Source organism: Mycobacterium seoulense (assembly GCF_010731595.1).
Lineage (GTDB): Bacteria > Actinomycetota > Actinomycetes > Mycobacteriales > Mycobacteriaceae > Mycobacterium > Mycobacterium seoulense.
Genome location: NZ_AP022582.1, coordinates 732,691 through 753,169, shown reverse-complemented (window position 1 = coordinate 753,169; position 20,479 = coordinate 732,691). Strand labels below are relative to the sequence as shown.

The window sequence follows — 20,479 nt, the reverse complement described above, 5'->3', positions numbered from 1 at the left end:
TAGAAACCGCAAAGGAGACAACCATGTACCTCGCCGTCGAGATCGGCACCGTCGATCTCAATCCCGTCATGAAAGGCGCAGTCGCGACGATCCTGTACTTCTGTGTCGGCATGGGAGTACTTCTCGTCGGGTTCTACGCGGTCGACGTATTGACCCCGGGCAATCTGCGCCGGCTGGTATTCATCGACCGCCGCCCCAACGCCGTCGTCGTCGCCGGTGCCATGTACATCGCCCTGACCGTCGTCATCATCTCCGCCATCGCGAACAGCTATAGCCAGCTGGGCCAGGGGCTCGTCGGCGTGGCCGTATATGGGCTGATGGGCGTGATCCTGCTCGGAATAGCCCTGCTTGCAATGCATCTGCTGATACCGGGCAGTTTTCACGAGCACATCGACGAGCCCGAGCTGCATCCGGGATCGTTCGCCGTGGCGCTGATCTTGCTCGCCGTTGGAGGGGTCACGGCCGCCGCGGTGTCATGACCTCCGTTGAGCTGCCGGCGTCAGAGGTGAACCCGCCCGCGGAGCCTTCGGCGCGCTGGCGGGCCGTGCTGCTGGCCGCGGTCGCCGCGTGCGCGGCGTCGGGCATCGTCTACGAACTCGCGCTGCTGACGCTGGCGGCCAGCCTCAACGGCGGCGGCATCGTCGCCACGTCGCTGATCGTCGCGGGCTACATCGCCGCGCTCGGCGTGGGCGCCCTCGTGGTCAAGCCGCTGCTGGCGCACGCGGCGATCGCCTTCGTCGCGGTGGAGGTGTTGCTGAGCGTCGTCGGCGGCTTGTCGGCGGCGGCGCTGTACACGGTGTTCGCGTTCATCGACGACGAGTCGATGTGGATGCTGGCGGTCAGCACCGCCCTGATCGGGGGGCTGGTCGGCGCCGAGGTGCCGCTGCTGATGACCATGCTGCAGCGCGGGCGCATGGCCCCCGATGCGGATCACGCGGCCGACACCGGCCGGACCCTGGCCAACCTCAACGCCGCCGACTACCTCGGCGCGCTGCTGGGCGGCCTGGTCTGGCCGTTCCTGCTGCTGCCGCAGCTGGGCATGATCCGCGGCGCGGCGGCCACCGGCATCGTCAATCTCCTGGCCGCGGCCGTCGTGGCGGTCTTCGTGCTCCGCCGGATCGTGTCCACCCGACAACTCCTGACGGCGCTGTGCGCGCTCGCCGCGGCACTCGCGCTGCTGGCCACGCTGCTGGCGCGGTCGGCCGACATCGAGACAACGAGCAGGCAGCGGCTCTACGCCGACCCGATCATCGCCTACCAGCACTCGGCCTACCAGGAAATAGTGGTAACCCAGCGCGGTAACGACATGCGCCTGTACCTCGACGGCGGCCTGCAGTTTTCCACCCGCGACGAGTACCGCTACACCGAAAGCCTGGTCTACCCCGCGCTCGGGGCCGGCGCCCGATCGGTCCTCGTCCTCGGGGGCGGCGACGGGCTGGTGGCCCGCGAACTGCTGCGTCAGCCGGGCATTGCCCAGATCGTGCAGGTGGAACTCGACCCCGCGGTGATTCAGTTGGCGCGCACCACCATGCGCAGGGCCAACGGCGGTTCGCTGGACAGCCCGCGGGTCAAGGTGGTGATCGACGACGCGATGCGCTGGTTGCGCTCGCCGCACCCGGACGTCGTCCCGGCCGGCGGCTTCGACGCGGTGATCGTCGACCTTCCCGACCCCGACACCCCGGTCCTGGGCCGGCTGTATTCGACCGAGTTCTACGCGCTGGTCGGGCACGCGCTGGCCGCCGACGGCCTCATGGTGGTCCAGTCGGGCAGCCCGTTCTCGACGCAGACGGCGTTCTGGCGCACCGCGTCGTCAATCCGCGCGGCCGGCTACGCGGTGACGCCGTACCACGTGTACGTGCCGACGTTCGGTGACTGGGGTTTCGCGCTGGCGCGCCGCGGGGCCAGCGCGCCCACGCCCACCGTGCCGCCCAGCGCGCCCCCGCTGCGCTTCCTCAATCAGCACGTCCTCGACGCCGCCACGGTGTTTCCCGACGACACCCGCCCCCGCCCGCTCGAGCCCTCGACGCTGGACAATCCGCGCATCGTCGACGACATGCGGCACGGCTACGACTAGTTCTGGTGGCGTCAGTCCTCGTCGAGAGCTGCCAGCACTTCGTCGGACAAATCGACGTTGGTCCACACGTTTTGCACGTCGTCGCTGTCCTCCAGGGCGTCGACGAGCTTGAATACTTTCCGTGCGCCGTCAACGTCCACCGGCACGCTGACCGACGGCTGGAAGCTGGCCTCGGCGGACTCGTAGTCGATGCCGGCATCCTGCAAAGCCGTCCGCACCGCGACCAGATCCGTTGGCTCCGAGATGACTTCGAAGCTGTCACCCAGGTCGTTGACGTCCTCGGCGCCGGCGTCCAGCACCGCGGCCAGGACGTCGTCCTCGGACAGGCCGTTCTTTTCCAGGGTGACCACGCCCTTGCGGGTGAATAGGTAGGACACCGAGCCCGGATCGGCCATGGTGCCGCCGTTGCGGGTCACAGCCACCCGGACCTCGCCGGCCGCGCGGTTGCGGTTGTCGGTCAGGCATTCGATCAGCACGGCCACGCCGTTGGGCCCGTAGCCCTCGTACATGATCGTCTGGTAGTCGGCGCCGCCGGCTTCCTCGCCCGCGCCGCGCTTGCGCGCGCGCTCGATGTTGTCATTGGGCACCGAGGTCTTCTTCGCCTTCTGGATGGCGTCGTAGAGCGTCGGGTTGCCCGCCGGGTCGCCGCCGCCGGTACGCGCGGCGACTTCGATGTTCTTGATCAGCCGGGCGAACTCCTTGCCTCGGCGCGCGTCCTTGACGGCCTTCTGGTGCTTGGTGGTGGCCCACTTGGAATGGCCGCTCATCGGTGTGTCTTACCTCTTCTGTCTCCGAAAGTTCGCCAGACGAGTCTACGTGCACGGTCGGCGCCGCCCCCGCGTCCACTCCCCTTGCGGCCCAGCCGCCCCAGCCGCCACACGAACGCGGGCATATGCGCCGTCGCGAACGTGATATCGCCTGCGCTATCACTTCGCGTGATCACGCCGCAACCTCAGAGTTGGTGCCGGTGTGACGGGTGGGTCAGGCGACGCCGTTGACGAGGTCGACGAAGAGCCGGTGGACGCGCCGGTCTCCGGTCATCTCGGGGTGAAACGCCGTCGCCAGCTTCGTGCCCTGCCGCACCGCGACCGTGTGCCCCGAGGCTTCGGCCAGCACCTGCACGCCGTCACCGGCGCGCTCGACCCACGGGGCGCGGATGAACACCGCGCGCACCGGACCGTCCAGGCCGGCGAACGGTATGTCACCCTCGAACGAATCGACCTGTCGCCCGAATGCGTTGCGGCGCACGGTCATATCGATCGCACGCAGGGGCAGCGCCTCCCGGCCGCCCGCGCCGGCGTCGAGGATCTCGCTGGCCAGCAGGATCATGCCCGCGCACGCGCCGTAGGCGGGCAGCCCGTCGGCGAGCAGCCCACGCAACGGCTCCAGCAGGTCGAGGTCGAGCAGCAGGTGGCTCATGGTCGTGGACTCCCCACCGGGAATCACCAGCCCGTCGACGTTCTCGAGCTCGCCGCGGCGCCGCACCGGCATCGATTCGGCCCCGGCTTCGCGCAGCGCGGCCAGGTGTTCACGGGTGTCGCCCTGCAGCGCCAGCACGCCGATGCGCGGCGCGCTCACTGCGCTCTCACTGTTTGGAGGGCTGGAATCCGCGCTCGAAGCGGGTCAGCCCCTCCTGCATGACCGCCGCCACCATCTCGCCGGTCTGGGTGAAGATCTTGCCCTGGCACAGGGAGCGGCCGCCGCTGGCCGACGGCGACGACTGGTCGTAGAGCAGCCACTCGTCGGCCCGGAACGCCCGCATGAACCACATCGCGTGGTCCAGCGACGCCACCTGTAGATGCTGGCGCACGTCGAGGTGGTTGACCTGCGCCGATCCCAGCAGCGTGAGGTCGCTCATGTAGGCCAGCGCACAGATGTGCAGCACCGGATCGTCCGGCAGCGGGTCGCGATGGCGAAACCACACCTGCTGCTGGGAGGCCTTGCCGGGCGACAGCCGAAGCTGTTCGCGCGGCACGATGCAGACGTCCCACTCCTCGAACTGCTTGAATCCGGCGTCGTCGAACACCTTGATCGAGTCGAGGCCGGGCAGCCCGTCGGGCGGCGGCGCGGCCGGCATGACGTCCTGGTGGTGGATGCCCTCCTGGTCGGTCTGGAAGGACGCCCCCATGCTGAAGATGATTTCCCCGTGCTGGATGGCGTTGACCCGCCGGGTGGCAAACGAGCCGCCGTCGCGGGTGCGCTCGACGATGAACACGGTGGGCTCGTTGGCGTCCCCGGGCCGCAGGAAGTAGCCGTGCAGCGAGTGCACCTGGTAGCGCGGGTCGACCGTGCGCACCGCCGAGACGAGCGACTGGCCGGCGACGTGGCCGCCGAACGTGCGCTGGAAATATCCCGACTCCGGGCTGAACACCCGACCGCGATAGATGTTGACCTCGAGTTGCTCGAGATCAAGGATCTCTTCGATTGCCACCAACAGCCCTCGGCTTACCAGCCGCGTTCGGCCAGCCGATGGGGCTGCGCGATCTGCTCGACGTTGATGCCCACCATCGGCTCGCCCAGCCCGCGCGACACCTTGGCCAGCACGTCGGGGTCGTCGTAGAACGTGGTGGCCTTGACGATGGCGGCGGCGCGCTGCGCGGGGTCCCCCGACTTGAAGATTCCCGAGCCGACGAAGACGCCCTCGGCGCCCAGTTGCATCATCATGGCCGCGTCGGCGGGGGTGGCGATGCCGCCCGCGGTGAACAGGGTGACCGGCAGCTTGCCGGCCCGGGCCACCTCGACGACGAGGTCGTATGGCGCGCGCAATTCCTTTGCGGCAACGTATAATTCGTCCTCCGACATCGAGGTCAGCCGCCGAATCTCGCCGCCGATCGCCCGCATGTGCGTGGTCGCGTTGGAGACGTCCCCGGTGCCGGCCTCACCCTTGGACCGGATCATCGCCGCGCCCTCGCTGATGCGCCGCAGGGCCTCGCCGAGGTTGGTCGCCCCGCACACGAACGGCACGGTGAACTTCCACTTGTCGATGTGGTGGGTGTAGTCGGCGGGGGTCAGGACCTCGGACTCGTCGACGTAGTCCACGCCGAGGCTCTGCAGGATCTGCGCCTCGACGAAATGCCCGATGCGCGCCTTGGCCATCACCGGGATGGTGACCGCGGCGATGATGCCCTCGATCATGTCGGGGTCGCTCATCCGCGACACCCCACCCTGGGCGCGGATGTCGGCGGGCACCCGTTCCAGCGCCATCACCGCGACGGCGCCGGCGCCCTCGGCGATGCGGGCCTGCTCGGGGGTGACGACGTCCATGATGACGCCGCCCTTGAGCATCTCGGCCATGCCGCGCTTGACGCGCGCGGTTCCGGTTCGTCCGCTGCCGTGGCCTGACGCGGCGGTATCCACTGCTGATCTCCTTCAACCGTTGTCGCCCCAGTCTAGTGGGGGGCGGGACACGGATTTTCCAACGGCGGAGTCACAAAGGGCCGATCGGCCCTAGGCCCCGAAATCGGCCCCTTGCTAGACACGTCAGCGTTAGTTTGCTCACATCGTCTGGATGCGGACGCGACCCGTCGCGTGGCCACCTGGTTGCGGGAACGGCGGCCGCCGACCTGGCTGAGGAGGGTCGGGATGGTGCCGGATTTTGGGCTGCTGCCGCCCGAGATCAACTCCGGTCTGATGTATGCCGGTCCGGGCGCGGGGTCCATGCTGGCCGCGGCCGCCGCCTGGGCGGGGTTGTCCGCCGAATTGGGATGGGCGGCGTCCTCGTATGCGACGGTGATCGCAGCGTTGACGAGCGGGCCGTGGCTGGGTCCCTCGGCCGTCGCGATGGCGGCCGCGGCCAGCCCGTTCGTCACCTGGTTGGCGGCGACCGCGATGGACGCCGAGCAGGTGTCGACCCAGGCGATGGTGGCGGCGGCGGCCTACGAGGCGGCGTTCGCGATGACGGTGCCGCCGCCCGTGATCGCCGCCAACCGCGCGCAGCTGATGGCGTTGATCTCGACGAACTTCTTCGGCCAGAACACCCCGGCAATCATGGCCACCGAGGCGCACTACTCCGAGATGTGGGCACAGGACGCCGCCGCGATGACCGCCTACGACGCCAGCACGCTGGCAGTGGGGGCGCAGTTGACGTCGTTCGCTGAACCGCCCGACGGCCTCGGCCCCGCGCCGCAGGCCGCGGCGTCGGTGACAACCGAGACGCAATCGGCGATGTCGGACGCCCAGCTGCTCTCGTCGCTGTTTCAGTCGTTCGGGCTCTCCCCGTCGCCGACTTCGGGGCTGTCGCCGCTGGAGATGCTCTCGATGGGCGGCGAGTTCGCCATGCAACCCATGAGCATGCTCGTCAGTCAGGTCCTGGGCCAATTCATGGGTGGCGCCAATCCGTTAATGAGCGGTGCTGTCGCCGGCATGCCGTCCATGGGTTCGGCCTTGGCCTCCGCCGGTTCCGCGCTGGGGGCGCAGGCCCCGTCGCAGCTGGGTGCTCCCGCGGTGTTGGCGGATGCGGGTAGGGCGGGTTCGATTGGGGCGCTGTCGGTTCCGCCGAGCTGGGCCACCGAGGTGCAGGCGCCTACATCGACCGCTCCGGTTGCCGGCGTGCCGACCACTGGTGTGAGTCAAGTGACGCCCAGCGTGCCGAGAGTGCCGTTCAAGCCGGCGGTGACCACACCCGGGCGCGGGGTGGCCGGTGTGAATCCGGCAATCGAGGCACCGCGCTCCGGTGTGCTGGCGCGCCCGGTGGTGGGCTAGTCAGGCGGCGATGCGATGTCGTTCGTGATCACAGCCCCGGAGACGCTGGCAGCGGCCGCCACTGATTTGCAGGGGATCGGTTCGGCGATAGCCGCCGCGGACGGCGCGGCGGCCACCCCGACGACTATGGTGTTCCCCCCGGCCGCGGATGCGGTATCCGTCCGCACCGCGGCGCTGTTCGCGGCGATCGGCCAGCGCTATCAGGAGATCGGCGCGCGGGCGGAAGCGTTTCATCAGCAGTTCGTGCAAACGTTGATCGGCAGCAGCGATTCGTATGCCCAGGCGGAGGCCTCCAACGCGGCCGCCACGCAACTGGCGCCGGCCCTGCCCTCGCAGCAGACGGTGACCGGAAGCTTGAGCCTGGCAAGCCAAGTGCAAAGCACTCCGACGACGTCGTCGTCGACCAACGTGGCGTTGATCATGGGCGGCACCGGAAACCCGCAACCCACCCCGTCCTACGTGACTTCCGTCTACAGCACCTACATCGCCCCCCATTACCCCGGCTATACGCCGGTGGGTTTGACTACGCCCGAGGACTTCTGGCCCGTCACCGGCCTCACCAGCGAAACCTTCGGTCAGTCGGTCCGGCAGGGCGTATCGATACTCAACAGCGCCATCCTGAGCGAAACCGGCGCGGGCAATCACGTTGTCGTACTGGGCTATTCGCAGAGCGCCACGATCGCCACACTCGAAATGCGTTACCTGGACGCCTTACCCGCCGCCATCCGGCCGAGTTCGGACCTGCTGTCGTTCGTGATGCTCTCCGACCCGAACGTTCCGGGCACCGGCATCCTGACGCACTTCATCCCCGGCTTCGGCGCGTTTCACGTTGTGACTCCGGTGGACACGCTCTACCAGACCGCCATCTACACACTCCAATACGACCCCATCGCCTACTTCCCGCGGAGCATCTTCAACATCCCGGCGGACCTCAACGCCCTGCTGGGCTTTCCCTACCTGCACTCCGCATATCCGACCCTCACCGCCGCGCAGCTTGCCACCGCCATCCAGACGCACATCGGCATGACCACCTACTACCTGATTCCCCAGAACCTGCCGCTGCTGGACCCGCTGCGCATGATTCCCATCCTGGGCAACCCGCTGGCCGACCTGCTCCAGCCCTTCGTTCGGCCGTTCATCGACTTCGGCTACGCCACCGGTCTTCCCGGGCCGTTCCAGTCCCTCTCGGTCACCGCTGCCGGCGGCCTGGGCCCGGTTGCGGCGCAGGCGATCCCGGAATCCCTGGCCGCGGGACTGAGCCCGCCATTAGACCTCCATGTCTCGGTGAGCGGGCTGTGGATTGCGGAGTCAGCGAATTGATTGCAGCGGGCCCGGCGCCCGGCCGCCCGCCAGCGCGGCCGCGTCGGTGAGCAGTTCGGACAGCTGCATCGGGTACACCGTCTCACCGGCCGCCGTCAGCCGGACGATGTCGGCGGCATCACACCAGCGGTGGCCGTGGATGTAGCTGCGTTCCAGGTCGGTCCGGCCGACGCCCGACGGCTCGAACCGGCGGGTGCGGTGGACGAAATAGAACTCCTCGCTGTCGATCAGGGCGCCGTTGAACTCGAACACCTCGTCGCGCCGCCAGACGGGGCCGACCATCTCGCCGGGCGCGACCCGTAGCCCGGTCTCCTCGGCCAATTCCCGGGCGGCGGCCTCGGCCAGCCGCTCCCCCTTGCCGACCTCGCCGCCGACGGTGATCCACCACTTCGGCGCGTCGGCGCGGCCGATCGCCGGGTCAGAACCGCGCAGCAGCAGCACCGCACCCGTCTCGTCGAGCAGCACCACGCGGGCCGACGTGCGGTGGCTGAGCACCCCGTGATCGCCGTGCGCCAGCGCGTGCGGGCGCTCGACGATCTCGAAATAGCTGGGCAGCGCGGCGGTTCCGCCGAGACGAAGGGTCCGCACCAGGAATCGCTCGCGCAGTGCGAGGGTGTCCCGGACCGCGTCGTTGTGGAAGCGGCGGGCCAGCACCACCCGGGCCTCGGCGTCGGCCAGCTCGGCGATCAGTCCCGCCGGCAGCGACGCCGGATCGACGAGGGCCAGCGCAGCCGAAAGCTCGTTCTCGCAGGACTCGCGCGCCTGCCGCGGCGCGGCCTCGGCGACGTCGGCCAGCGCGGCCAGCCGCCTGCCCTCCGACGCGCCGCCGTACGCGTCGATGGCGACCGCCCGCGCGACCACGGCCCGCCGCGCCAGCGCTCCGTCGAGCGCCTGCCACGACAGGTCGTAGCGCACGTGCAGCCGGTCCAGCCGGTTGGCCGTCTGGTAGGCCCAGGCGCCCATGACCGCCAACAGCCCGACGAGCACCGCGATGGCGACGACCAACCACGTCATCAGCCGGCCACCTCGACCTTGGCGCCGGACGCGGCGACCGTCTCGTAGACCCGCATGATCTGGCTGGCCACCACCGACCAGTCGTATTGCTGGACCGCGGCCGAACCGGCCGCCACATAACGTTCGCGCAGCACATCGCTTTCTAGCACCGAAACCAGGGCATCCGCGAGCGCTATGCCGTCGCCGACGGGCACCAGGCACCCGACTTCGCCGTCACACAGCACGCGCCGAAAGGCGTCCAGGTCGCTGGCCACCACCGCGGTGCCGGCGGCCATGGCCTCGACCAGCACGATGCCGAAGCTCTCGCCCCCGAGGTTGGGTGCGCAGTACACGTCGGCGCTGCGCAGGGCCGACGCCTTCCCGGCGTCGTCGACCTGACCCAGGAAACGAATGTGCTTCACCAATTCGCCTTCCTGGCTGCGTAATTCGTCTTCGTCGCCGCGGCCGACGATCAGCAGCTGGATGTCCGGGAAGCGCTGGACCACGCCGGGCAGCGCGTCGAGCAGGACGGACATGCCCTTGCGGGGCTCGTCATAGCGCCCGAGGAACAGCACCGTCTTGCCCGGCCGCGGGTAGCCCTCCAGCCGCGGGGCCGAGGCGAACGAGTCGACGTCGACCCCGTTGGGGATCTCGACCGCGTCGGTGCCCAACGCCTCCATCTGCCAGCGGCGGGCCAGGTCGGAGACCGCGATCCGGCCGACGATCTTCTCGTGCATCGGCCGCAGGATGCCCTGAAAGACCGTCAGCGTCAGCGACTTGGTGGTCGAGGTGTGAAACGTCGCGACGATGGGTCCCTCGGCGATGTTGAGGGCCAGCATCGACAGGCTCGGCGCGTTGGGCTCGTGCAGGTGCAGGACGTCGAAATCGCCTTCGGCAAGCCACTTTTTGACCTTGCGGTGGGTCGCCGGACCGAACCGCAGCCGGGCCACCGAGCCGTTGTAGGGAATGGGGACGGCCTTGCCCGCGGACACGACGTAGTCGGGCAACACCGCGTGCGGCGAAGCCGGCGCCAGCACGCTCACCTCGTGCCCGCGCCGGCGCATCACCTCGGCCAGCTGCAGGACGTGCGACTGCACCCCGCCCGGCACGTCGAACGAGTATGGGCAGACCATCCCGATTCGCATCAGGTCTCCCTGAGTCGCGCCTGCTTGGCCTCGGACAGGTCGGTCAGCCACTGCGGTTGCAGCATGTGCCAGTCCTCGGGGTGCGCGGCGATGTTCTTTGCGAACTGATCGGCCAGCGCCTGGGTGATGGCACCGACGTCGCCGCTGCTGCAATCCAGCGGCGGCTGCATCCAGACCCTCGAGCGGTCGCCCTCGAACCAGCAATGCGACGGCAGCAGCGCCGCCCCGGTCTCGATCGCGAGCTTCGCCGGGCCCGCCGGCATCCGGGTCGGTTCGCCGAAGAAGTCGACCTGGACCCCGGTGCGGGTCAGGTCGCGCTCGGCCATCAGGCACACCACGCGGTTGGCCCGCAGCCGCTCGCACAGCACCTCGAACGGGGGCCGTTCGCCCCCGGACAGCGGCAGCACCTCGAACCCGAGGCGTTCGCGGAAGGCGATGAAGCGCCGGTACAGCGACTCCGGGTTGAGCCGCTCGGCAACCGTGGTGAAGGTGCCGTGTGTCTGCGCGAGCCACACCCCGGCCATATCCCAATTGCCGCTGTGCGGCAACGCGCATACCGCGCCGCGGCCCGCGGCCAGCGCCGCAGCCAGATTGTCTTGCCCATCGACCGACTCGTGGAGCTGGCTCGCCAGCTTGCGGAGGTCCATCGTGGGCAGGCGGAACGCCTCCCGCCAATAACGCGCATAGGACGCCAGCGAGGCCCGCATCAGGGCGTCGGGCACCTCGGCGGGCGGCACGCCGATGACGCGGGCCAGGTTCTTGCGCAGCTGGTCCGGGCCGCCGCCGCGGGCCGCATAGCGGGCCCCCGCCCCGAACACGGTGCGCGCCGCGAACTCCGGCATCGCCCGCACGGCCATCCAGCCGGCCGCGTACCCCCAGTCGCTCGCGGTGCCGGATGCCAGGCGGCGGGGGGTGGCGATCAAACCCATGCCCGGGATCACGGCATGCGCTCCGTCGCGCCGGGCGAGGTCCGCACGGTGCGCAACCGCTGCACGCAGGTGACCACGCTGGCCGCGGCCAGCAGCCACATCGCCACCGGCAGGGCCGGCGGCCAGGCAACAAAGGGGAAGTCCGACACGCCGGCACCTACCAGCACGATGATGAGCCTTTCGGGTCGTTCGATGATGCCGCCGTCGCCGCGCAGGCCGCTGGCTTCGGCCCGTGCCTTGATGTAGGAGATGACCTGCGACGTGACGAGGCAGATCAACGTCGCCACGGCCAGCAGCTTGTCGTGCAGGCCGAAGGCGGCCCACCACAGCAGTCCGCCGAACACCGCGCCGTCGCTGACCCGGTCGCACGTGGCGTCCAGCACGGCGCCGAAACGGGTGCCGCCCCCGCGCTCCCGGGCCATGGCGCCGTCGAGCATGTCGAACAGCACGAAGAACCACACCACGCAGCCACCGGCGAACAACTTGCCCATCGGGAAGAGCGTGAGCGCCCCCGCCACGGATCCGGTGGTGCCCAGGACGGTGACGGCGTCCGGGGTCAGTCCCATCCGCAGGCACGCCCTGGCGGTGGGAGTGGTGAGCCGCGCGAACGCCGCCCGCGACAGGAACGGCACCTTACTCATGAGCGCTCAAGCCTCATGGCTGCTTTGCCCACTCGGTGGCCAGCAGCTGGCGGGTTTCGCGCAGCAGCTGCGGGATCACCTTCGACCCGCCGATGATGGTGATGAAGTTCGCGTCACCGCCCCAGCGCGGCACGACGTGCACGTGCAGGTGTTCGGCCAGTGACCCGCCCGCCGACGTGCCCAGATTGAGGCCGACGTTGAAGCCGTGCGGCCGCGACACGTTCTTGATGACGCGAATCGCCTTCTGTATGAAGCCCATCAGCTCCGCGCTCTCGTCGACGGTGAGGTCCTCGAGCTCGGACACCCGCCGGTAGGGGACCACCATCAGGTGCCCCGGGTTGTACGGGTAGAGGTTGAGGACGGCGTAGACCAGTTCGCCGCGGGCGACCACCAGGCCTTCCTCGTCGGACAGTTGCGGGATGTCGGTGAAGGGCTCCTCGGTCTTGCCCGAGGCGTTGGGGTCGCGCTTCATCGGCGCCTCGGCCAGATACGTCATCCGGTACGGCGTCCACAGCCGTTGCAGGTGGTCGCTCTGGCCGACACCCGTGTCCAGGATGGTGTCCTCGGCGCGGTCCTCGGGTTCACTCACCGCCGGGTACCTTCACGAGTTCGGCTGTGGGGGCGGCGTTCTCGCGGTCGGCGATCCATGCCGCGATGGCCTCGACGGCGCTGTCGCGGGGTACCCCGTTGATCTGCGTGCGGTCGCCGAAGCGGAAGCTCACCGCATCGGCCTCGACGTCGCGGTCACCGGCGAGCAACATGAACGGGACGCGCTGGTTGGTGTGGTGCACGATCTTCTTGGCCATCCGATCGTCGCTGCTGTCCACCTCCACCCGAACGCCGTGCGACTTCAGTTGCGCGGCAATGCTTTCCAGGTAGGGCACGTGTTCGTCGGCGACGGGGATGCCGACCACCTGCACGGGCGCCAGCCACGCCGGGAAGGCCCCCGCATAGTGCTCGGTCAGGATGCCGAAGAACCGCTCGATCGACCCGAACAGCGCGCGGTGGATCATCACGGGCCGCTGGCGGCTTCCGTCCGGGGCGGTGTATTCGAGCTCGAAGCGTTCCGGGAAGTTGAAGTCGACCTGGATGGTCGACATCTGCCAACTGCGGCCCAGCGCGTCGCGGGCCTGCACAGAAATCTTCGGGCCGTAGAACGCCGCGCCGCCGGGGTCGGGAACCAGTTCGAGGCCCGATTCGGCCGCCACCTCGGCCAGGGAGTTGGTGGCCTGCTCCCACATCTCGTCGGTACCGACGAACTTCTCCGGGTCCTTGGTGGACAGCTCGAGATAGAAGTCCTCCAGGCCGTAGTCGCCGAGCAGCTCGAGCACGAAGCGCAGCAGCGACGCCAGTTCGCCGTGCAGCTGTTCGCGGGTGCAGAAGATGTGCGAGTCGTCCATGGTGAACCCGCGCGCCCGGGTCAGCCCGTGCACCACGCCGGACTTCTCGTAGCGGTAGACGGTGCCGAACTCGAAGAGCCGCAACGGCAGTTCACGGTAGGACCGCCCCCGGGACCGGAAGATCAGCGTGTGCATCGGGCAGTTCATCGGCTTGAGGTAGTAGTCCTGCCCGGGCTTGCGCACCGTTCCGTCGTCGGCCAGCTCGGCGTCGAGGTGCATGGGCGGGAACATCCCGTCGGCGTACCAGTCCAGGTGGCCCGAGGTGTGGAACAGCTGCGCCTTGGTGATGTGCGGGGTGTTGACGAACTCGTACCCGGCCTCGATGTGCTTGCGCCGCGAGTACTCCTCCAGCTCCCGGCGCACCACACCACCCTTGGGGTGGAAAACCGCCAGCCCGGAACCGATTTCGTCGGGGAAGCTGAACAGGTCCAGCTCGGTGCCCAGCTTGCGGTGGTCGCGGCGCTGGGCTTCCGCGACCAGCTCGAGGTGGCGGTCCAGCGCCTCCTGCGATTCCCACGCGGTGCCGTAGATGCGTTGCAGGCTGGCGTTCTTCTGGTCGCCGCGCCAATAGGCGGCGGAGCTCCGGGTCAGCTTGAACGCCGGGATGTGCTTGGTGGTCGGGATGTGCGGGCCGCGGCACAGGTCGCCCCAAACCCGTTCCCGGCTGCGGGGATTGAGGTTGTCGTAGGCGGTGAGCTCGTCGCCGCCGACCTCCATGATGTCGGGGTCACCGGACTTGTCGTCGACGAGTTCCAGCTTGTAGGGCTCGTTGGCCAACTCCGAGCGCGCCTGGTCCTTGGACTCGTAGACGCGGCGCTCGAACAGCTGCCCCTCCTTGACGATCTGGCGCATCCGCTTCTCCAGCGCCGCCAGATCCTCGGGCGTGAACGGCTCCGGCACGTCGAAGTCGTAATAGAAGCCATCGGCGATGGGCGGCCCGATCCCCAACTTGGCGTTCGGGAACAAGCCCTGGACGGCCTGGGCCAACACGTGCGCGGCCGAATGCCGGATGACGCTGCGGCCCTCGTCGGTGTTGGCCGCCACGGGGACGACCTCGACGTCGGCCCCGGGCACCCAGCTCAGGTCGCGCAGCTTGCCGTCGGCGTCACGGACCACCACGATCGCGTCCGGCGCGCCCCGCCGCGGCAACCCGGCCTCGCCGACCGCGGCGGCGGCGCTGGTGCCGGCAGGAACCCGGATCGGGCGCTGCGGCGATCGGTCTGCGGGGGCGCTCATCGCGTTGGTCTCCAAGGCTCAGTTGTGCGGGGGGTGACTAACGATCCGTGAATAGTCGTTGCCATGCTATCGGGGCGCGCAGGCGGGGGCCCAAGCCATTACCGGCCGGCCGCGATTCAGGGCTGGCCGGGCTTGAGCCGCACGAACAGGGCGTCGGCCTCGGTCAGCAGCGTGTCGCCGTCGGTCAACCGGCCGGACACGAAGATCTTGCGCCCGTCGACCCGGTCGATGCCGGCATCGAACTGCAATTCCTTCTCGATCGGCACGATGTGGCGGTAGTCGATCTTCAGGTATGCGGTGCGCTGGCGCCGGCTCCCGGTGAGAAGGACTGCCGTCAACCCGAGCACGGTGTCGAACAGCATGCCCAGGCATCCGCCGTGCACCGCGCCGTTGCGGCCGAGATGGAACCGGGCGAATCGGGCCGACCCGTGGATCCGGCCGTCCTCACCCTTGCGGGCCGACATGGGCACGGTCAGGATGTTGCCGCGCATCGGCAGGTCCATCCGGCGCCCCGACGGGGAGTGCCACTCGTCGGCGTCGAACGGGCTGAGCAGCGCCGACACCTTGTCCAGTAGGTCGGCGGCCTCGGTGATCACCGCGTCGGGCGCGTCGACGGCGCGGGCGTGGTCCTGCAGGGTCCGCACGGCGTCGATGAACCTGCCGTAGTCGGGGCCGCCCTTGGTCGTCGGCTCCGGCGGGTTGAACCCGCCGCCGGGATGCCCGGCCTGTTCGCTGGTCACCCGGACACCGTATCGGCCCGGGGCGGTCAGACCGTCTGCTGAGCCCCGGCGGCCGAGAGGGTTTCGAACTCGTCGTCGGAGAGCGTGATCCCGGCGGCGGCGACGTTCTCCTCCAAATGCGCCACCTTCGACGTGCCCGGAATCGGCAGCATCACCGGCGACCGTTTCAGCAACCAGGCCAGCGCCAGTTGCGACGGGGTCGCGCGGTGCTCGCCGGCGATGCGCTGCAGGGGGCCGTCGGCGGCGGCCAGCGGGCCGGCGGCCAGCGGGAACCACGGGATGAAGCCGATGCCCTGCTCGGTGGCGGCGTCCAGCAGCGGTTCGGCGCCCCGAGCGGACAGGTTGTACATGTTCTGCACCGACACGATCTCGGTGATCCGCTGGGCCTCGGTGAGCTGGTCGACGTTGACCTCGGACAAGCCGATGTGGCGGATCTTGCCCTCGTTTTTCAGCGCCAGCAGCTCGCCCACCTGGTCGGCCAGCGGGAAGTCGCGGTCGATGCGGTGCAGCTGGAACAGGTCGATGGCGTCGACGCCGAGGCGGCGCAGGCTCATCTCGCATTCCTGGCGCAGATAGCTCGGGTTGCCCAGCGGGATCCAGACGTCCGGCCCGGTGCGCAGCAGCCCCGCCTTGGTCGCGATGACCAGCCCGTCGTACGGGTGCAGCGCCTCGCGAATGATGTCCTCGGCGATGTAGGGGCCGTAGGAGTCGGCGGTGTCGATGAAGTTCACGCCGAGCTCGACGGCGCGCCGCAACACCCGGACGGCCTCGTCGCGGTCGGCGGGCGGGCCCCACACGCCCTTGCCGGTGAGGCGCATGGCGCCGAAGCCGAGCCGGTTGACGGTCAGGTCGCCGCCGAGGGTGAACGTTCCGGACGCTTCTGCAACGGTTTTCGAGTTTTGTGCGGTCACTTTTACGACCGTACGCCGGAAATGCCGCCGCGCATCCCCGCGTGGCAAGCTGATCGGGTGGACTTGGCAGCGCTCGAGGAACTCCCGTTGACCTACACCGAGGTGGGGGCGACCGCGTCCGGCGCGCTGCCCGCGGGTTACGGCCACCTGCACACCGAGACCCAGATCGGCACGGGCCGGCAGCGCTTCGAGCGGGCCGCCGACGCCGTCATGCGCTGGGGCATGCAGCGCGGGGCCGGGCTGGGGGTGCACGCCAGCTCCGAGGTGGCGGAGGTCGACACGGTGGTGGTGGTGCGCATGGGTTTTCTGCCCGCGCCCTGCCGGGTGGTGTACGTCGTCGACGAGCCCGACATGCGCGGATTCGCCTACGGCACCCTGCCGGGGCATCCGGAGTCGGGTGAGGAACGCTTCGTCGTCCGGCGCGACCCCGTCACCTCCGCGGTGTTCGCGGAGGTGACGGCGTTCTCGCGGCCGGCGACCTGGTGGAGCAAGGCGGTCAGGCCGGTGGTGTCGGTGGCCCAGCGCGTCATCGCCAGACGCTATCTGCGCGGGGTCTGAGCCGAGCGGTCATCGGCGCCCGACCGCGCCGCCGTGCACGCCCTGCGCCAGCCGCGCGAGGGCGATGGCGCCGACCAGTACGGCTACGTTGCGTCGTGCTGACCCGGGGCGACGGCCGGCCCGGGCGCTACGAACCCCAGCCGGCCAGCAATCGCTCTGCGCCCGAACACATCTCGTCGATCACTTCGGCCACCGAGGCGTCGTCGCGAATCATCCCGACGCCCTGACCGGCGTCCACGGGGGCGATGCGGCGATCGTCGGCGGCGATCGATGCCGCGAGTTCGTCGCAGGCCCGCGGGTTGAGCGCGTCCTCGTTGCCCGTCCAACGCTCGACGAAGTCGTTGGTCAGCACGCGCGACGGGAATCGCGCGGGCCACGGCCGGGCCTGGGCCACGTCGAAGGCCCGCGTGACCGCGGTGTCGGTGGCCCGGGCCGCGATCAGCGCGCGGCGGCTGCCGTCGCCGGAGAGCGCCTCCGGACACGCCGCCAGGCGGGTGCCCACCCACGCCCCGCTCGCGCCGGCGGCCAGCACGGCGGCCAGGCTGCGCGCCGACGCGATGCCGCCACCGGCGAGCACCGGCACCGAGACGGCGTCCAGCACGGTGTCGAGCAGGGGCAGCGTCGCGAGCTTCGTCTCCCCGTGCCCGCCGCCCTCCGCACCCCGGGCCACCAGAATGTCGACGCCGGCGTCGGCCGCCTGGCGCGCCCCGACGCCGTCGTATACCTGCGTGGCGGTGGGGATCCCCGCGTCGCGCGCCTTGGCGACCCACGACCAGTCGGTGCCGAAACTGACCGACAGCAGCGCCGGCCGTGCGCTCAGGGCGTCCTCGAGCAGCCCCGCCTCGGTGCGCATCACCCAGTCGACCAGGCCGATGCCGAACGTTCCCCGCACCTGCTGCAGCTGGGTTCGGAGCAGTTCCCTCGTCGCGACGCTGCCCATGCCGACCATGCCCAGACCGCCGGCGGCGGTGACCGCCGCGGCCAGCCGGCCGCCGGCCACCCCGCCCATCGGGGCGTTGACGATCGGCACCCGCAGCCCGAATGCCCTTGACCAGGGCGTGGAAAGCATCGGCTAGTGAGCCGAGGGGATGGTCTTGAGCACGGTCAGCATGACCACCGAATCCTCGACCGCCTGCAGGGCGTGCCGTTCGGCCGGAATCGCGACATAGTCGCCGGTTTTGCCGACCCAGGAGTCACCGCCGGTGGTCAGGCGGACGTGGCCCTGCAGCACCTGCAGCGTCGCCTCCCCGGGGCTGTCGTGTTCGGCGAGTTCGTGGCCGGCAAGCAAAGCCAGCACCGTCTGCCGAAGTTCGTGGGTGTGGCCGCCGTGGATGGTGTGGGCCGCCCGCCCACTGTGCGTTTCCTTTGCCTCGGCGAGTTTTTCGGACGCGAGGTCGGTCAACGAGATCGATTCCATAGCTTTGTCCTTTGCGGTTGAGCGGACGCGATCAGGCCGTCAGTAGCAGTATCCCCGCCACGACGAGCGCGACGACCTTGACCACCTCGAAGGCCACGTAGACGTAATGGGCCCGGGAGCGGGGTCCGTCCGACCCGGCGAGCACGCTGTCGGACCGGCGCGCCAATCGCGGGCGCACCGCGATCAACTGCAGGGCCAGCGCACCGACCGCGACGAAGATCGCCACCGCGGCACCCACCTTCATCGGGCCGGCGACCACGATCGCCAGGACGACAAGGGCGAAACAGACCTCGACGGTGTTGAGGGCGCGAAACACCAGCCGCCCGATGCCGAGCCCGATCTGCAGCGTCACGTTGGGCGCGCGGAACTTCAGCGGGGCTTCCAGGAACGAGATCGCCAGCACCATGCCGAGCCACACGAAGGTGATCGCGACGGCGATCGCCGGCCCGGTGCTCATGTGGCCGCTTTCTGCGGCGCCAGGTGCGCGACACACAGGTCGGGTTCGACGAACGCGTCGAGCCGCTCGACCGACACCGGCGCTCCCCAGGCCTCCATGGCGCCTTGCATGAGCCCGAGATGCACCGGGCAGACGACCGCCGTCCGGTTTTCGGCCAATTCCAGGAACGGGCAATGCCGCAGCCCGACCTGCTGCTCCCCCTCGGCCGCGCGGCGTTCGGGCGCGAAGCCGAGCTCGTCGAGCATGTTGACCAGGTGATCGATGGCGTCGTCGGCTCCGGCGGGCTCGGTGGGCACCGGCTCCAGGCTGGATTCCAGCTTTTTCCCCCACGCCCGGCCCGCGGCGAGGGCCTTGGCGCCGGCATCGCGCTCTCCGGCGAACGCGGTGGCCAGGATCTCGGCGAGCAGGCGATAGTGCCGCGTGCCGCCGCGGTCCATCTGGCGGACCGCGCAGAACATCAGCGGCGGGCGGCCCGGCCCCTTGCGGCCCGGTTCGACGTGCTCCACCTGGCCGTCGGCGACCAGGCTGTCGAGGTGGAACCGCACGGTGTTCGGGTGCACACCCAGCACGCCGGCGATCGCGGCGATGCTCATGGGATCGGGCGACCTCCGCAACACCCGCAGCACCTCGCGGCGGCGGCCGGCGGATTCCCCGATCGACGAGGGCGGCGACTTCACGGGACCCTCACGCTCCTTCCGCTTGGTCGGCCCTCGGCTGAGCGGCCACCAAAGGCGTGTCTACACCGAGCGGACCAATCTTGGCCGCCCCACCCGGAGATCCCAGGGGAACGTCGCGGCCCGGCAGCGTTTCGGCGAAGAACGCCTCATTGTCGGCCAGGTACGGCCTGAGTTCCCCGGGCAGGTCGTCTTCGTAGTAGATGGCGTCGACCGGGCACACCGGCTCGCACGCGCCGCAATCCACGCATTCGTCCGGATGGATGTAGAGCGCCCGGCCGCCCTCGTAGATGCAGTCGACGGGACACTCGTCCACACAAGCGCGGTCCATCACGTCGATGCATGGCTTCCCGATCACGTAGGTCATGCGGTAGAGTTTACACAATATCGCTTGTAAAAACGAGAGGGTTGGGAGAACCCGTGAGGCAGCTCCTGAAAAACCCCGCGGCGGAGGCAATTTGATGATCAAGCCACGGGCCGCGGTGCGGCCTCCCCTGCCTGCGGCGAGTCGCGCCGACGACGCGGTGGCGGGCCATTGGCTGTTGGCGCGCCTCGGCAAGCGCGTACTTCGCCCCGGGGGCGTCGAGCTCACCCGCGCACTGCTGACCCGCGCCGAGGTGGCGGACGCCGACGTGGTCGAGCTGGCTCCGGGCCTGGGCCGCACCGCCACCGAAATCGTGGCCCGCCGGCCACGGTCGTATGTCGGCGCCGAGGGGGATCCCGACGCGGCCGACGTGGTTCGCGGCGTGCTCACCGAACTCGGCGTCGAGAACGGCGACGTCCGGGTCGCCGACGCGGCGGCCACCGGACTACCGGACGCCGGCGCCGACGTCGTCATCGGGGAGGCGATGCTGACCATGCAGGGCGACGCGGCCAAGCACGCCATCGTCGCCGAGGCGTCGCGATTGCTGCGGCCCCGGGGCCGGTACGCGATCCACGAATTGGCCCTGACACCGGACACGGTCTCGGAGGAGGTCAGCACCGACATCCGGCAATCGCTGGCCCGCGCGATCAAGGTCAACGCGCGACCGTTGACGATCGCGGAATGGTCGGAGCTGCTGGCCGGCCACGGGCTGGTGGTCGACCACGTCGCGACGGCCCCGATGGCCCCGCTGCAGCCGCGCCGACTGGTGGCCGACGAGGGGCTGCTCGGGGCGCTGCGCTTCGCCCGGAATGTGCTCATCCACCGGGATGCCCGCAAGCGGGTCCTCACGATGCGCCGCACGTTCCGCCGGCACCGCAAGCAGCTGGCCGCCGTCGCCATCGTCGCCCACAAACCCTGA

At 69.7% G+C, this 20,479-nt stretch carries 23 protein-coding genes; 6 read left to right on the top strand and 17 right to left on the bottom strand.

Annotated features, from left to right (window positions below):
• Positions 1–23: 23 nt before the first annotated feature.
• The gene (locus G6N37_RS03805) at positions 24–479 is read left to right on the top strand and encodes a DUF350 domain-containing protein (RefSeq protein WP_163676116.1); all 456 of its coding nucleotides are present in this window, start codon (positions 24–26) and stop codon (positions 477–479) included.
• Positions 476–2,074 carry a polyamine aminopropyltransferase gene (locus tag G6N37_RS03800; RefSeq protein ID WP_163676115.1) on the top strand — a complete coding sequence of 533 codons (1,599 nt, stop codon included), beginning with the start codon at positions 476–478 and terminating at the stop codon, positions 2,072–2,074. Before G6N37_RS03805 ends, G6N37_RS03800 begins: the two co-directional genes overlap by 4 nt.
• 11 nt (positions 2,075–2,085) lie before the next feature.
• On the opposite strand, the gene G6N37_RS03795 is transcribed toward G6N37_RS03800, so the two are convergent.
• The 4 genes from G6N37_RS03795 to pdxS form a co-directional block, all read right to left on the bottom strand.
• Positions 2,086–2,841 (bottom strand): YebC/PmpR family DNA-binding transcriptional regulator, encoded by a 756-nt coding sequence (locus G6N37_RS03795; protein WP_083173227.1) that lies wholly within the window; start codon positions 2,839–2,841, stop codon positions 2,086–2,088.
• 214 nt (positions 2,842–3,055) lie between these two features.
• Positions 3,056–3,652 (bottom strand): pyridoxal 5'-phosphate synthase glutaminase subunit PdxT, encoded by a 597-nt coding sequence (gene pdxT, locus G6N37_RS03790; RefSeq protein ID WP_163676112.1) that lies wholly within the window; start codon positions 3,650–3,652, stop codon positions 3,056–3,058.
• A gap of 7 nt (positions 3,653–3,659) precedes the next feature.
• The gene (gene tesB / locus G6N37_RS03785) at positions 3,660–4,505 is read right to left on the bottom strand and encodes an acyl-CoA thioesterase II (RefSeq protein ID WP_083173229.1); all 846 of its coding nucleotides are present in this window, start codon (positions 4,503–4,505) and stop codon (positions 3,660–3,662) included.
• Between the two features lie 14 nt (positions 4,506–4,519).
• Positions 4,520–5,368, bottom strand: a complete 849-nt coding sequence (gene pdxS / locus G6N37_RS03780) for a pyridoxal 5'-phosphate synthase lyase subunit PdxS (RefSeq protein WP_231987378.1) — start codon at positions 5,366–5,368, stop codon at positions 4,520–4,522.
• A 288-nt stretch (positions 5,369–5,656) separates the two neighbouring features.
• Between pdxS and G6N37_RS03775 the strand changes: the two genes are divergently transcribed.
• Together G6N37_RS03775 and G6N37_RS03770 are read left to right on the top strand one after the other, a co-directional pair.
• On the top strand, positions 5,657–6,775 hold the full coding sequence (locus G6N37_RS03775) for a PPE family protein (protein ID WP_163676108.1): 1,119 nt from the start codon (positions 5,657–5,659) through the stop codon (positions 6,773–6,775).
• A gap of 15 nt (positions 6,776–6,790) precedes the next feature.
• On the top strand, positions 6,791–8,095 hold the full coding sequence (locus G6N37_RS03770; RefSeq protein ID WP_163676105.1) for a PE family protein: 1,305 nt from the start codon (positions 6,791–6,793) through the stop codon (positions 8,093–8,095).
• On the opposite strand, the gene G6N37_RS03765 is transcribed toward G6N37_RS03770, so the two are convergent.
• The 8 genes from G6N37_RS03765 to G6N37_RS03730 form a co-directional block, all read right to left on the bottom strand.
• A complete protein-coding gene (locus tag G6N37_RS03765; protein WP_163676102.1) occupies positions 8,084–9,109 on the bottom strand; it encodes an NUDIX hydrolase in 1,026 nt (341 codons plus the stop codon). The two genes, G6N37_RS03770 and G6N37_RS03765, sit on opposite strands and share 12 nt — an antisense overlap.
• A complete protein-coding gene (locus G6N37_RS03760; protein ID WP_163676099.1) occupies positions 9,109–10,233 on the bottom strand; it encodes a glycosyltransferase family 4 protein in 1,125 nt (374 codons plus the stop codon). Before G6N37_RS03760 ends, G6N37_RS03765 begins: the two co-directional genes overlap by 1 nt.
• Positions 10,233–11,162, bottom strand: a complete 930-nt coding sequence (locus G6N37_RS03755) for a phosphatidylinositol mannoside acyltransferase (RefSeq protein WP_163684567.1) — start codon at positions 11,160–11,162, stop codon at positions 10,233–10,235. The genes G6N37_RS03760 and G6N37_RS03755 overlap by 1 nt, the downstream gene beginning before the upstream one ends.
• Before the next feature lie 8 nt (positions 11,163–11,170).
• The gene (gene pgsA / locus G6N37_RS03750) at positions 11,171–11,803 is read right to left on the bottom strand and encodes a phosphatidylinositol phosphate synthase (RefSeq protein ID WP_163676097.1); all 633 of its coding nucleotides are present in this window, start codon (positions 11,801–11,803) and stop codon (positions 11,171–11,173) included.
• A 13-nt stretch (positions 11,804–11,816) separates the two neighbouring features.
• Positions 11,817–12,392 carry an HIT family protein gene (locus G6N37_RS03745; RefSeq protein ID WP_163676094.1) on the bottom strand — a complete coding sequence of 192 codons (576 nt, stop codon included), beginning with the start codon at positions 12,390–12,392 and terminating at the stop codon, positions 11,817–11,819.
• On the bottom strand, positions 12,385–14,439 hold the full coding sequence (gene thrS, locus G6N37_RS03740) for a threonine--tRNA ligase (RefSeq protein WP_163676091.1): 2,055 nt from the start codon (positions 14,437–14,439) through the stop codon (positions 12,385–12,387). The genes G6N37_RS03745 and thrS overlap by 8 nt, the downstream gene beginning before the upstream one ends.
• 116 nt (positions 14,440–14,555) lie before the next feature.
• Entirely contained in the window at positions 14,556–15,179 is a 624-nt protein-coding gene (locus tag G6N37_RS03735) for a PaaI family thioesterase (protein WP_174813788.1), read from the bottom strand.
• A 26-nt stretch (positions 15,180–15,205) separates the two neighbouring features.
• Positions 15,206–16,090 (bottom strand): aldo/keto reductase, encoded by an 885-nt coding sequence (locus G6N37_RS03730; protein WP_163676087.1) that lies wholly within the window; start codon positions 16,088–16,090, stop codon positions 15,206–15,208.
• Positions 16,091–16,147: 57 nt separating this feature from the next.
• Between G6N37_RS03730 and G6N37_RS03725 the strand changes: the two genes are divergently transcribed.
• Positions 16,148–16,648, top strand: a complete 501-nt coding sequence (locus tag G6N37_RS03725) for a DUF1990 family protein (RefSeq protein WP_163676083.1) — start codon at positions 16,148–16,150, stop codon at positions 16,646–16,648.
• Between the two features lie 127 nt (positions 16,649–16,775).
• On the opposite strand, the gene G6N37_RS03720 is transcribed toward G6N37_RS03725, so the two are convergent.
• From G6N37_RS03720 to fdxA, 5 genes are read right to left on the bottom strand one after another with little or no spacing between them, the layout of a single operon-like run.
• Positions 16,776–17,717 carry an NAD(P)H-dependent flavin oxidoreductase gene (locus tag G6N37_RS03720; RefSeq protein ID WP_163676080.1) on the bottom strand — a complete coding sequence of 314 codons (942 nt, stop codon included), beginning with the start codon at positions 17,715–17,717 and terminating at the stop codon, positions 16,776–16,778.
• Positions 17,718–17,720: 3 nt separating this feature from the next.
• Positions 17,721–18,065 carry a cupin domain-containing protein gene (locus tag G6N37_RS03715; protein WP_163676076.1) on the bottom strand — a complete coding sequence of 115 codons (345 nt, stop codon included), beginning with the start codon at positions 18,063–18,065 and terminating at the stop codon, positions 17,721–17,723.
• Positions 18,066–18,096: 31 nt separating this feature from the next.
• Positions 18,097–18,522: a hypothetical protein gene (locus tag G6N37_RS03710; protein ID WP_163676073.1), complete on the bottom strand. Its 426-nt coding sequence runs from the start codon at positions 18,520–18,522 to the stop codon at positions 18,097–18,099.
• Positions 18,519–19,199 (bottom strand): helix-turn-helix transcriptional regulator, encoded by a 681-nt coding sequence (locus G6N37_RS03705; RefSeq protein WP_163676070.1) that lies wholly within the window; start codon positions 19,197–19,199, stop codon positions 18,519–18,521. Before G6N37_RS03705 ends, G6N37_RS03710 begins: the two co-directional genes overlap by 4 nt.
• 7 nt (positions 19,200–19,206) lie before the next feature.
• Positions 19,207–19,563 carry a ferredoxin gene (fdxA, locus tag G6N37_RS03700; RefSeq protein WP_163676067.1) on the bottom strand — a complete coding sequence of 119 codons (357 nt, stop codon included), beginning with the start codon at positions 19,561–19,563 and terminating at the stop codon, positions 19,207–19,209.
• 94 nt (positions 19,564–19,657) lie between these two features.
• On the opposite strand from fdxA, the gene G6N37_RS03695 reads away from it, so the two are divergent.
• Positions 19,658–20,479, top strand: a complete 822-nt coding sequence (locus G6N37_RS03695; RefSeq protein ID WP_163676064.1) for a class I SAM-dependent methyltransferase — start codon at positions 19,658–19,660, stop codon at positions 20,477–20,479.